This window comes from Paenibacillus tritici (genome assembly GCF_018207515.1).
Lineage (GTDB): Bacteria > Bacillota > Bacilli > Paenibacillales > Paenibacillaceae > Paenibacillus_AQ > Paenibacillus_AQ tritici.
On record NZ_CP073365.1, the window covers coordinates 3210317 to 3222649 of the forward strand.

The 12333-nt window shown below is 52.3% G+C and carries 9 protein-coding genes; 5 read left to right on the top strand and 4 right to left on the bottom strand.

All coding sequences use genetic code 11. The features are described from left to right. Nucleotides 1-48 precede the first annotated feature (48 nt). Entirely contained in the window at nucleotides 49-573 is a 525-nt protein-coding gene (locus KDC22_RS13455) for a type 1 glutamine amidotransferase domain-containing protein (RefSeq protein ID WP_173126173.1), read from the bottom strand. A 240-nt stretch (nucleotides 574-813) separates the two neighbouring features. Here KDC22_RS13455 and KDC22_RS13460 point away from each other — a divergent pair, with 240 nt between their 5' ends. The 3 genes from KDC22_RS13460 (at nucleotide 814) to KDC22_RS13470 (ending at nucleotide 3390) form a co-directional block, all read left to right on the top strand. Beyond that, on the top strand, nucleotides 814-1251 hold the full coding sequence (locus KDC22_RS13460; RefSeq protein WP_173126176.1) for a hypothetical protein: 438 nt from the start codon (nucleotides 814-816) through the stop codon (nucleotides 1249-1251). Nucleotides 1252-1592: 341 nt separating this feature from the next. After that, on the top strand, nucleotides 1593-2603 hold the full coding sequence (gene ccpA, locus KDC22_RS13465; protein WP_173126179.1) for a catabolite control protein A: 1011 nt from the start codon (nucleotides 1593-1595) through the stop codon (nucleotides 2601-2603). Between the two features lie 91 nt (nucleotides 2604-2694). Then, the gene (locus KDC22_RS13470; protein ID WP_211723403.1) at nucleotides 2695-3390 is read left to right on the top strand and encodes a 5'-methylthioadenosine/adenosylhomocysteine nucleosidase; all 696 of its coding nucleotides are present in this window, start codon (nucleotides 2695-2697) and stop codon (nucleotides 3388-3390) included. A 29-nt stretch (nucleotides 3391-3419) separates the two neighbouring features. Here the strand turns inward: KDC22_RS13470 and KDC22_RS13475 are convergent, their stop codons facing one another. After that, on the bottom strand, nucleotides 3420-4052 hold the full coding sequence (locus KDC22_RS13475) for a GNAT family N-acetyltransferase (RefSeq protein ID WP_211723404.1): 633 nt from the start codon (nucleotides 4050-4052) through the stop codon (nucleotides 3420-3422). A 162-nt stretch (nucleotides 4053-4214) separates the two neighbouring features. Between KDC22_RS13475 and acsA the strand changes: the two genes are divergently transcribed. After that, nucleotides 4215-5939, top strand: coding sequence for an acetate--CoA ligase (gene acsA, locus KDC22_RS13480; protein ID WP_173126188.1), 1725 nt, complete (start codon nucleotides 4215-4217; stop codon nucleotides 5937-5939). 185 nt (nucleotides 5940-6124) lie between these two features. Here acsA and KDC22_RS13485 read toward each other — a convergent pair whose 3' ends face one another. Continuing rightward, entirely contained in the window at nucleotides 6125-9073 is a 2949-nt protein-coding gene (locus KDC22_RS13485; RefSeq protein ID WP_211723405.1) for a transglycosylase domain-containing protein, read from the bottom strand. Between the two features lie 181 nt (nucleotides 9074-9254). Then, nucleotides 9255-9854 (bottom strand): 30S ribosomal protein S4, encoded by a 600-nt coding sequence (gene rpsD / locus KDC22_RS13490; RefSeq protein WP_173126195.1) that lies wholly within the window; start codon nucleotides 9852-9854, stop codon nucleotides 9255-9257. Nucleotides 9855-10310: 456 nt separating this feature from the next. Here rpsD and KDC22_RS13495 point away from each other — a divergent pair, with 456 nt between their 5' ends. Next, nucleotides 10311-12317, top strand: coding sequence for a sensor domain-containing diguanylate cyclase (locus KDC22_RS13495; protein WP_211723406.1), 2007 nt, complete (start codon nucleotides 10311-10313; stop codon nucleotides 12315-12317). Nucleotides 12318-12333: the final 16 nt, after the last annotated feature.

Consider the following 12333-nt stretch of genomic DNA (forward strand, 5'->3'; position numbering starts at 1 on the left):
ACCTGCTCACCGCCAGGACGGGGAGCAGGGCATTTGAATGTTCTTGGACTATTCCCCCGCCAACGCGTCGCAGAACGCCTTGCCGTAAGGCGGGAGATCCGGCGGACGGCGGGCGGAGATGATGTGTCCGTCTGTTACCACAGGCTCGTCCTTCCAGATGGCCCCGGCATTCTCCATATCGTCGCGGATACCAGGTGTGGAGGTGACCGTTACACCTTCCAGGATTTTGGCAGAGATGAGGACCCAGCCCGCATGGCAGATCTGGCCAATCGGCTTCTTCGCGGCATGGAAATCCTGCACCAGCTTCAGCACTGCGCTGTACCGGCGGATTTTGTCGGGGGCCCAGCCTCCGGGAACCAGTATGCCGTCATAGTCAGCAGCATTCAGCTCGTCCCAACTGTATTCTGCGGTGGCGGGTACGCCATATTTGCCCACATAAGTCTTGTTCTTCGTAAGGCCAGCCAGATGAACTTCGGCCCCTTCTTCACGTACACGGTACACAGGATACCATAGCTCCAGATCTTCGAATTCTTCGTCTACAAGCGCAATGACCTTTTTACCGGCCAGTCTCATGCCTTACACTCCCTTCGGAATTCACAAACTGATTTCTATGTCATTCTAACAAAAGAAAAACTTGAAGTCACTTTGGATATGGTAATTCCTAAGTCAATTGCCAATTAAAACATTATATGCAAACTTGCAGGGATTCGCAGGAACAAAGTCGAATAGTAGAATACGTAGTAGAGAAAAGGCAAAACTATGCGTTTTGTAAAAGATCATTCTGAGGTGTGGGAGATGTATAAGGATAACTTAATGAAGAAGTCATGTGGCTGCGGCGGGGTCATGACCATACATATGCATACGCTGATTTATAGTGCAAAGATCAAAATCACTCATGTTCCTGTATATACTTGCGGGGAATGCTCCCGTTATGAGCCTCTGCCGGTCATCAAGCGGGAACTTGGTCTGCTGATCAGGGAACTCGGGGAGCGCCCGTCCGGGCAACAGCAATTGTCCTTTGCGGACCGTAACGAGTGGGCCAGTGTGCTGAAGGATATCTTTGCTGCAGGTTTGTTCGCCGGCGGCTTGCCGGAGCTGGAAGAGTCGATTCGCAGGTCTATTCAGGGGCGGATTGATCTGCTGCTGGATGTCTATCGCACGGCGGCTGATCTGTCCGACAGGAAATGGATGGAAGAAATCGGCCTCCGGCTCTCCCAGTTGACGGCGCATTCGGCAGAAAGTGCCAAATAAAGAGCATTTTTTGACATTTAAAAAAATTTTCTGCAAAAACAATGAAAAACTTTCATCGAATGTTGGATTTTTCACGCGCTTTTTGATACGATAGAGGAAGATTACAGAATTCTTGAAATCTGAAGTGTTTCCACTTGAAATCTAAAGTGCTTTCAACTGGAAGCTGCTGGAGGACTAAGGATTGGCTGAAGGCGTACAAGCCCGCGCCAGGACTGGCGTTTCAACCTTTGAAAGAAATTTTGAAAGGAAAATGAAGCGTTATCATTGCACAATTGTACAAAGTGTCGTATCATAATTTTAATTAGTCGAACGATAAAATTTATCGCAATGGAGAGAGTAATTTGACGGTAACCATTTACGATGTAGCTCGAGAAGCAGGCGTATCTATGGCTACGGTATCACGGGTTGTGAATAATAACCCCAACGTGAAACCGCAGACCCGGAAGAAGGTTTTTGAAGCGATTGAGCGTTTGGGCTATCGTCCGAATGCTGTGGCGAGAGGGCTCGCCAGCAAGAAAACGACAACCGTAGGGGTTGTTATCCCTGATATCTCCAACTCGATTTTTGCGGAAATTGCACGCGGGATTGAAGATATTGCCAATATGTATCACTACAATATTATTTTGTGTAATGCGGATAAGCGCAAGGAGAAGGAGATCCGTGTAATTAACACATTGCTAGAGAAGCAAGTGGACGGATTGCTCTTCATGGGCGGAACGGTTACGGATGAGCATATTCAGGCTTTCCAGACTTCCGCAGTGCCTATCGTTCTCTGTGCGACCCGCGATGAGAAGGGCACCTATCCTTCCGTGGATATCGACCATGAGACAGCTGCGTTCGATGCCGTGAATACGCTTATCCGCCACGGACACCGTGAGATCGCTATGATCAGCGGCACTCTGCAGGACCCTGCGAACGGTTATGCACGGTTCCACGGGTATAAGAAGGCGCTGGAAGCGGCAGGTATCGAATATCAGGAGGATCTGGTCCGTATCGGTAACTATCGTTACGAATCCGGTGTCGAAGCCATGAAGTATTTCCTCGGTCTTAAGAAGAAGCCGACAGCTGTCTTTGCGGCTACCGACGAGATGGCTATTGGCGCTATTCACAGTATTCAGGATGAAGGACTCAAGGTACCGGATGATTTCTCGATTATCAGTGTAGACAACATCCGTATGGCTTCCATGGTTCGTCCGTTGCTTACAACTGTAGCACAGCCGATGTACGATCTCGGAGCCGTAGCGATGAGATTGCTGACGAAGCTGATGAAGAAGGAGACGGTCGAGAATCCGCGGGTTATTTTGCCGCATGAGACGATTCTGCGTCTGTCCGTCAATCATGTCAACAAATAAAAGCCTGTAGGTTCAGCTTAGATACAGGTTTCCTAAGAAGCTCCTTCGGGGGCTTTTTATGTTTCCGTGAAGAGAAATGGAGGATAAGCAAATGAGCGGGATTCTGGGTTTGATTGGCGCAATGGATGAGGAAATCAGGCTGCTGCTTGAAGAGATGGACAATCAGCAGGTGACGGTGAAGGCGGGGATAACCTTTTACACTGGAACGGTGTTCGGTAAAAAGGCCGTAGTCTGCAAATCAGGTGTCGGCAAGGTGAACGCTGCTGTCACGACACAGATTCTGCTGGACAGCTTCGACGTTGAGCAGGTGCTGTTCACTGGGGTGGCCGGTGCGCTGCATCCTGATCTGGATATCGGAGATATTGTTATTTCATCACAGTGTATTCAGCATGATATGGATGTTACAGCCCTTGGCTATCCCAGAGGAGTGATCCCATATCAGGAGATCTCTGTCTTTCGGGCAGATCCCCTGCTGGTGAAGCTGGCGGAGGAGGCCTGCAGAGAGCTGAATCAGAAGTCTGTCACAGGCATTGTGTTGTCCGGGGATCAATTCATTGCCAGCAGGGAGGCAGTGGCTAAGCTGCGGGAGGAGCTGGACGGGGCCTGTGCGGAGATGGAGGGGGCAGCGGTTGCCCAGGTCTGCAATATGAACGGGACATCTTTTGTAATCGTCCGCTCCATGTCTGACAAAGCCGATGGCTCAGCCCATGTGAATTACAGTGAGTTCACGGTGACCGCCTCGCAGCATTCGCATGCCATCCTTGAACACATGCTTAAGGCTATGTGAGGGATAAGGAATCTGAGCCGGTTAATAGGCTAATACATAAACCGCTGTCTGAAGCGAACCCGGTCGAAGGTCTCGCGGGAGGACAGCGGCACAGCCTGGCCCATGCGGACCATCAGACAATTGGCCGGGTGTGAGCAGATTTCCGGATCATCAGTGGCATACCACACCATATCTACCGTCTTCATCAGCTTCTCCATCATCTGGCGGTACTCCCATACCGTAAGACCGCTCCCCTTCAGGTCCCAGTGCCAATAATACTCCGTGGTGAACACGATGCAATTCTCCAGCTGCTCCTCTTCAAAAGCACTGGTCACCAGCAGCTTGCCCAGTCCGCTCCCCCGGTACTCGTCAGCTACTTCAATCGCCCCCAGCTCAATCAGATCGTCCATCCCGCCCTGAGACCAAAGCTCCAGCTCATCCGGATAATGAAAGGTGACATACCCCACTATAACGTCTGAGGCTACTGCTGCAACGATGCGCCCTTCCGGCAACCCGGAGATCTCAATTAATGCTTCGAGCTGCTCCCGCGGCTTACGGAAGGCATCCAGATCGCTATGTATGCTTAACGCCCGGAGGGTATCAGGCGATAAGGGCCCACTGACCGTTATAAGCTGTCCTTTGTGCTCTACGGTATGGGAAACGGGGATTTTACGATGCTCCATGGTCAGGGCTCCCTCCGGTTCACTATAATATGGAATGTAACCGCTTCCTGTGATATACTGATTCCGACACGGAATATTCACAAATGAAACATTGACAGAAATGAATAGAAACAGGTTCTTACCCTTAAAGCTTAAAGCAAACCAGTAGGGGAGGCAAGAGGAATGGGGCAAGTCCACAACGAAATTTTGCAGAAACGCGTGGAGCAGGCGAATATGGCCGATTATTCCCGGGCCGTTGACGAATTCCGGTGGGAGGATGTCGAGCGAAACTTCTCCTGGTATGAGACCGGCAAGGTCAATATGGCTCATGAAGCTGTGGACCGTCATGTGCTGGAAGGGCGGGGGGCAGCTACGGCCCTGATCTACAGCGATGCAGTGCGCGAGGAGCGTTACACCTTCGGGGACTTGCGGGAACGGTCGAACAAGTTCGGCAATGTACTCCGCAAATACGGAATCGGCAAAGGAGACCGGGTATTCATCTTCATGCCGCGCACCCCGGAGCTGTATTTCAGTCTGCTTGGTATTCTGAAGACGGGAGCAGTGGCAGGACCGCTGTTCGAGGCATTCATGGAGACGGCGGTGAAGGACCGTCTGGAGGACAGCGGGGCGGTGGCGCTGGTGACTACGCCTGAGCTGCTGCACCGGGTAAAACGTGAGCAGCTTCCCGGTTTGCGTCATATTTTTCTGGTCGGAGGAGAGGTGTCTGAGGATTCCGGTCTGCTGGATTATGGAACGGAAATGGCCGCAGCCTCTGCGGAGCTGGAACCGGAATGGCTGAGTCTGGATGACGGTCTGATCATGCACTATACCTCCGGTTCCACCGGGAAGCCCAAAGGTATCTACCATGTGCAGAGAGCCATGATCCAGCACTATTATACGGGGCAGGTAGTTTTGGACCTGCGGCCGGACGATGTGTACTGGTGCACGGCAGATCCGGGCTGGGTGACCGGCACCTCTTACGGTATTTTTGCCCCCTGGCTGAATGGTGTAGCCAATGTAGTACGGGGAGGCCGCTTCAGTCCGCAGGACTGGTATAAGACGATTGAACGCTTCGGAGTTACGGTGTGGTATAGTGCGCCTACGGCTTTTCGGATGCTGATGGGAGCAGGCAAGGAGACCTTGGAAGGCATAGATCTGAGCAGCCTGCGGCATGTCCTGTCTGTCGGAGAGCCGCTGAACCCGGAAGTTGTACGCTGGGGGGATAAAATCTATCACCAGCGTATTCATGATACTTGGTGGATGACAGAGACGGGTGCCCAGCTCATTTGCAATTACCCGGGAATGGACATCAAGCCCGGCTCCATGGGACGGCCGCTGCCGGGGATAGAGGCGGCTATCCTGGATGACCGCGGCAACGTGTTGCCTCCATATGCCATGGGCAATCTCGCTATCAGAACGCCCTGGCCATCCATGATGGGCAAGGTGTGGAACAACCCCGCCAAATATGAGGAGTATTTCAGGATTGCCGGCTGGTATATCTCCGGGGATTCGGCGTATATGGATGAAGACGGGTACTTCTGGTTCCAGGGGCGGATTGATGATGTGATCAATTCCTCCGGAGAGCGGATCGGCCCCTTCGAGGTGGAGAGCAAGCTGGTGGAGCATCCCGCTGTTGCAGAGGCAGGGGTTATCGGCAAACCGGATGTCATGCGCGGCGAAATTATCAAAGCCTTCATCTCGCTGCGTGACGGGTATTCCCCGACAACCGAGCTGAAGGAGGAGATTGCGGCATTTGTCAAAGCAGGCTTGTCTGCCCACGCTGCGCCGCGCGAGATTGAATTCAAGGATAAGCTGCCCAAGACCCGGTCCGGCAAAATTATGCGCCGTGTCCTGAAGGCCTGGGAGCTGCATCTGCCGGAAGGCGATCTGTCTACCATTGAGGACTGATGATATATTCTTAATCTTGCAGCTCTTTATTTTTCAGCTGGATCAACGTAAGCACTTGGATGGACGCTAAGCAGCAATGGATCAAAAACAGAAAGCAGCGATTCACTCCCGTTATTGGAGTGAATCGCTGCTTTTTTGACGTTTGAAGCTTTTGAGAATTTTGAGCATCTGATTTGCCGCAACCCTTATCCGCCGGTATTGCCGGCCGGCTTATTGGTGGCTTTCCCGCCAGTGTTAGTGCTGCCGTTGCCGCTGTTGCCCCCGGCTCCGTTAGTTCCGCCTACGGGAGCCGGATCATTGTTAGCTGTTGGCTGAACAATGATCATGCCGGGCTCCTCGGTGTTATCCGGGATGATTCCGGCGTCCGGTGTCGGCGGAGTGACCGGAGGCTGTTCCGGAGAAGGCGTTGGCTCCGGGGTAGGCTTAGTGCCGCCGGCTATAACGCTGGAGGCTGTCTCGTGCCCGGCTACGTCCACCGCTGCAACATAGAAGCTGGCGCTCACACCGTCTGGTGTTCCAGGCTTGAAGACGGTACTTTCTCCAGCCGAGAGAACGTCCTGCTTTTTGAAGGAACCTCCGTTAAGGGAACGGTACAGACGGTAGCCAACCACATCGGGAGAACCGCTTGGAGTGAAGGTGACTACAGCCTTGCCGCTGCTGTAAGAGACCATTACTTCTCCGGGAGCGCTTGGTCCGTTGCCGTCATCCACCCGTGGATCGACCTCGGAAGGGTAGTCGGTTTTGGCATCCCGCGGCATGTAGTAACTGAGTGATTCGTGTGACCTCATAGCCGGGAAGGCTGCACGCAGCTCTTTTACCAGCTCCTGAATGGGCTTCTCGCGCTTGACTACGATCTTCTCCTTCAGGAAATCTTCAGGAGTGCCTTCAAGGGGAATGTAATTCACCCCGTTATAAGTGATATATCTGGCCTTGGAAATACCGTCGTCGCTCTCTGTAGGGACAAATTTCGCATTGAACAGATCCGTTGTATATCTGTCTGTCAGCCTGGAGGGCTTCTTGCCGCTGTAAGCAGATACTGTCGCTTTGACGATACCCTCGGGCTTGGAGAATTCCTTCGTTACAAACAGCTCGGGACGCTTGTCGATTACAGTATTCATAACCTTGGTCCACAAGGTCTGTGCTTGACGTTTCTGTGAATCACCCTGGAGTGTGTTGATCTGCTCTTTGTAGCCCACCCATATACCGAGTGTGACATCCGGAGAATAACCCATGAACCAGACATCCCCGTAGTTCTGGGTGGAACCGGTTTTGCCGACAATCGGCACCTCTTTGAAATGCTTGTAATTCCTCTTCACCGTACTTGCCGTACCGTCAGTTATTACAGTACGCAGCATATCAGTCATCAGATAAGCCGTCTGTTTGGAGAAGACCTGTTCCGGATTGACTTTATGCTGGTAGACGATTTTACCTTGCGAGTCCACGATCTTCTCGATCATATACGCATCAGTGAAGGCACCCTGATTGCCGATAGAGGCATAGGCATTGGTCAGCTCTTCCACCGAAACCCCGTAACGCAGACCCCCGATAACCCCGGTCTGTGCGTTATAATCATTCTCCTCTATTGTAGTGATCCCCAGCTTCTTGGAGAAGGCCCAGGCTTTCTCGATCCCGACCTTGTCATTGAACAGCTTAAGGGCCGGGAGGTTCAGGGATTTGTTCAAGGCATACCGGGCGGTAACCAGACCCTGATAGCGGTTGTTGGCATTCTTGGGAATATGGTAACCCTTGCCCCCATCCTTCATAACTACCGGTGCATCGTCCAGAATGCCGGCAGGCTGAATCAGTCCTGCATCCAGCGCAGGCAGATAGGCTGCGATCGGCTTCATGGTGGAGCCGGGCTGGCGGATCATCTGGGTAGCGTAGTTCATTTGCTCGATGTTGAAATCGCGTCCTTCAATCATGCCGAGGATCGCTCCGGTTTTATTGTTAATCATAATGCCCGCAGTCTGTTCCTTGCCTCTGGCCTTACTATCCTTCGTGAAGTTACTGCTGTCTTCGGAGATGGTGTGCATGGCACTGTACACTTTCTTGTCAATGGTAGTGTACACCCGGTAGCCGCCGGTCATCAGCTGCTGGCGGGCTTCCTCCAGAAGCTGAGCAGAATTGGTTGTCTTGGCAGTATTGCTGGCGGCGTTCTCTTCCTTCAGCTTTAGCAGAATTTCAGACGCCTTGCGTTCAGTCTCCATCATAAGATAAGGGAAGGTGGCATAAGCCTTCTTCGTATGTGGAGCAAGGGAGCCCTTGATGTCGAAGAGCAGGGCTTCATCGTACTGGGAGGTGGTAATCTTGTTCTCCTCCAGCATCCGCCGCAGCACCAGCCGCTGACGGTCCATCGCCCGTCCGAAGGCCGTCTCGTTGAATTCGCCCACACCATTGAACGCGGAGTACTTAGAAGGGAGCTGAGGCAGGCCCGCGAGGTATGCCGCTTGGGCCACATTCAGCTTCTCCAGATCATTAATACCGAAGATGCCCTTGGCGGCAGCCTTGATGCCGAATACATTATAGCCGTTGGAACCGTTCCCGAAAGGAACCTTGTTTAAATAAGCCGTTAATATTTCCTGCTTGGACAAGAAGCGCTCCAGCCGCAGGGACAGCAGGATTTCCTTCACCTTACGGTCTTCCGTACGATCCAGGTTCAGGAACACACGCCGGGCAAGCTGCTGGGTAAGGGTACTGCCCCCGGTCTGAGTGGATTCATTCAGCACCTTTTGCTTGACGGCACGCAGGGTGCCGCTGACATCCACCCCTTTATGATTGTAGAAATTATTGTCCTCTATAGCGAGAACGGCATCAATCACAAGCTGTGGAATATCGTTGAATTCAATAATTCTGCGGTCTTCTTCCGTCCGGAGCTGGCCGATCGGCTGCCCGTCACTGAAGTAGGCAAAGCCGGTAATGGCGTTCAGCCCAACTTGCTGCTGGATCAATTCTTCATTCCGGACCGGATCATCCTTCACTATCGAAGTGACGTACCCTGCAACGGCGCCTCCGGCAAACAGAAAGCCGAGTATACCGAGTATGAACATCCACTTCACGACTGAACCGAACCTGCGGAGCCAGGATCTGCGCGGTGGACGCTGTTTTGCGGTCTTCTTTTTGTTCTCCTCAACCATCGACGATAATCCTCCTTTTAACGGAACTATTATAGCACAATTTGGCGATTTTGAATGCGCTTCTGCTGCAGAGGATTTTCAGCAGGGGCGTATGCATCATATAATTCCCTTATATTTGAACAAAAAAAGCTCCCGGATAAAAATCCGGGAGCTTTGATCAGATTCTGCTTGCAGCGGAATCTTAACGGTTGTAGAACTCGACGATTTGCTTCTCATCGATATCCTGGGACAGCTCGGCACGTTCAGGCAAACGAAGGAATTTACCTTCGAACGATCCGTCAGCATATTCCAGATAACCTGGAAGGTGGGAGCGGTTGTCAAGAGCTTCTTTGATAGAACCCATAGCGCGGCTTCTTTCGCGAAGTCCGATAACGTCGCCCACGCTTACGCGGTAAGAAGCGATGTCAACTTTTTTGCCGTTAACGGTTACGTGGCCGTGGGATACCAACTGGCGTGCGCCTGCACGGGAGTTAGCGAATCCAAGACGGTAAACCAGGTTGTCCAGGCGGCTCTCAAGCAAGAACATGAAGTTTTCGCCCGCGATACCCTGAAGCTTTTGTGCTTTGGTGAAAAGAGTTTTAAACTGCTTTTCGCCCAAGCCGTACATGTGACGCAGTTTTTGTTTTTCCAAAAGCTGCATGCCGTAGTTACTTACTTTTCTGCGTTGGTTAGCGCCGTGCTGTCCTGGTGGGAAAGGGCGTTTCAGGTCTTTGCCTGTACCGCTTAGGGAAATGCCCAGACGGCGGCTGAGTTTGAATTTAGGTCCGGTGTAACGTGCCATTATAGTAGACTCCTTTTAATTAAGAAAATTTATTGTAGGGCCTATTTGCGCCGCAATTCGTATCCGTGAAAGCGTTAAATGGTTTCACACTGCACAGGGAAGTTCAGCCGCTGCCCTGGCAGTAACGAAATGCGTAGAGGGTGACACAACGTTACGCCCAATGAAGACTTGTTACAGTCTTGTTCAACAATAAATATTATATGAAAATGACAGTGAAAGTCAAGCGCAAGTTAAAAGAGTTTTTGTCTTTCTTTGTCGTTAGTTCTTTGGTCCTAAAAAAAATCCCGGTTTTGCGGAAAATATAATGCAATACCTAAGGAAAGGGAGTAAAATATAGCTAATTGGATGTTATCGGAAAATGTGATTTCAAATATCCTTACTATTATCCTTACTATATAGAATCAGGGGGCGTGCTCCGGCCCTAGCCTGATTGAAGATGCAAAGGGGGTCCTCTTTATGTCAGAGCAGGAGGCATACGGTCATAAGGATATGGACAGCCGTATGCTGTTACAGGACAAGAGGCATTCTGGCGGTGAATCAGAAGATCCCGCCGCCTGGCTGCGGGAGACGGATATCGTATCTCACGATTTCCCCTATGCAGCCAGCTTGATTGCCGATAGTTTCAGAGAGTGGCAGGGACAGGGAGTGCCCTCCTTCACGGAGAGCTGGAGCTGGTGTGTGCTGAATTTTGAAGGTGACTGGATTGAATCTGACTCCGAATTCCGGCAGGGGCGCTGGAGATCGGAGTGGGAGGCGGCAGCCGGAGTCTGCTTGCAGACAGGAAGTATACATACCGCTGAGATCGTGGAAGAAGGACAGGCCTATACATTACTGGTTTTGCCCATATTTACCCGCGGGCACGGAGAAATATTTGCAGTGCTTGGCTGCAGGATGCCGGCTGAGCAGTATGACATGGGCGGAAGACATACGGCAGAAGCCATGTCGATGCACTTCCAGACCTGCTTTTATCATACATTTGAACATGTATTTGTCTCGGACCTTGCAGGTGTGCATCTGCATGCCGAACGGGAGGGCAGCCGCCGGTCGCTGCTTTTTCAGATTGTCCAGCGCATGCATGACAACATTGATGTGGATGCTGTGCTGACAGAGGTCATTGACAGCATTGCGGCGATGTATCCGGGGGCACGGCTGGATCTGTTCATGTCCCAGGACCACCGCAGCACTCATCCGCAGGTCAAGCCGCTTCCGCGGCAATGGGCAAGCAATGATGTCTGTGCCAGAGCGTTCAAGGACGGGAAGGTGATCCTTCACACCGGGCGTGAAGACAACGCGACCGTTGAGGTGGGGCTTCCGCTCGGCGGCAAGCAGGGGGTCTACGGTGTATTTCATATGCTGCTGGACAAGCGCTCCTTCCATGAACTGGATCTGAGCTTTCTGTCTATGGTCGCCGATACAGCGGGTACCGCCTTCGAGAATGCGAAGCTGTATGAGCGCTCCAACCAGCTCATCAGAGAGCTGCGCATGAGCAATGAGCTTACCCAGCGGCTCAATCAGAGCCTGCGTCTGGGCGATATTTTTCAGTTTGCCTTTGAAGAGCTGCTGGCTATGTTCGAAGCGGATTACTGCTGCATTCTGCATAAGAATGAAGAACGCGGCGGCCTGGAGGTCATTGCCTGCAATCATCTCCCGCTGCTGGGTGAACTGGTTGAAACCGGGCAGGGACTCGGCAGCAAGGTATACGGCTCAGGAGAGCCGCTGCTCATGTCCGATTACAAATATGCGGTCGGGCAGACTTCAGCGCTAATGGATGCTACCGGTTCACAGTCGCTGATCGCAACTCCGCTATGTGTTGGCGGTGAGGTCCGGGGGGCTATTATGCTTGCGCATAAGGAGGCTCATTTCTTCTCTTATGACAGCTACAGGCTGCTGCAGGCGATGGCAGGCCATATCGGGCTGGCTGTCGGGAATGCCAGGCTGCACGCTGAAGTGCGCCGTCTCGCCAACCGGGATACGCTGACAGGACTTTTCGCCCGGCACTATCTGGATGAAGAGATCAAGCAGCGGCAGTCCAAGGATTTCTGCGGAACGCTGATTGTTGTGGACATTGACCAGTTCAAGATGGTCAATGATACCTATGGGCACCAGAAGGGTGACAAGATCCTGCGACAGGTCAGCGAAATCGTCAAATCCTCGATCCGTCAGGGGGATGTTGCCGCCAGATGGGGCGGAGAAGAGCTTGCCGTGTATCTGCCCCAGCTTGGAGTCCAGCAGGCAGTATTTGTGGGCGAGCGTATCCGCAAGCGGGTGATGGGCGAGACAGAGCCTTGCGTGACCGTATCCTGCGGGATTGCCGAGTGGAGCTGGACCGATGAGCGGGTGAGCGTGGAATCGCTGTTCTACCGGGCGGATATGGCACTGTATGAAGCCAAGAACAACGGGCGCAATCAGGTAGTGATTGATAACAAAATGCTGGAGAACACCTCGAAGAATCCTTGGGCATAGACCTGGGGATTCTTTT

Bases quoted from the DNA above. Each gene is read 5' to 3' on its own strand.
- KDC22_RS13455 (WP_173126173.1), bottom strand. From the start codon at position 573: ATGAGACTGGCCGGTAAAAAGGTCATTGCGCTTGTAGACGAAGAATTC.
- KDC22_RS13460 (WP_173126176.1), top strand. From the start codon at position 814: ATGAAGAAGTCATGTGGCTGCGGCGGGGTCATGACCATACATATGCAT.
- KDC22_RS13470 (WP_211723403.1), top strand. From the start codon at position 2,695: ATGAGCGGGATTCTGGGTTTGATTGGCGCAATGGATGAGGAAATCAGG.
- KDC22_RS13475 (WP_211723404.1), bottom strand. From the start codon at position 4,052: ATGGAGCATCGTAAAATCCCCGTTTCCCATACCGTAGAGCACAAAGGA.
- acsA (WP_173126188.1), top strand. From the start codon at position 4,215: ATGGGGCAAGTCCACAACGAAATTTTGCAGAAACGCGTGGAGCAGGCG.
- KDC22_RS13485 (WP_211723405.1), bottom strand. From the start codon at position 9,073: ATGGTTGAGGAGAACAAAAAGAAGACCGCAAAACAGCGTCCACCGCGC.
- rpsD (WP_173126195.1), bottom strand. From the start codon at position 9,854: ATGGCACGTTACACCGGACCTAAATTCAAACTCAGCCGCCGTCTGGGC.
- KDC22_RS13495 (WP_211723406.1), top strand. From the start codon at position 10,311: ATGTCAGAGCAGGAGGCATACGGTCATAAGGATATGGACAGCCGTATG.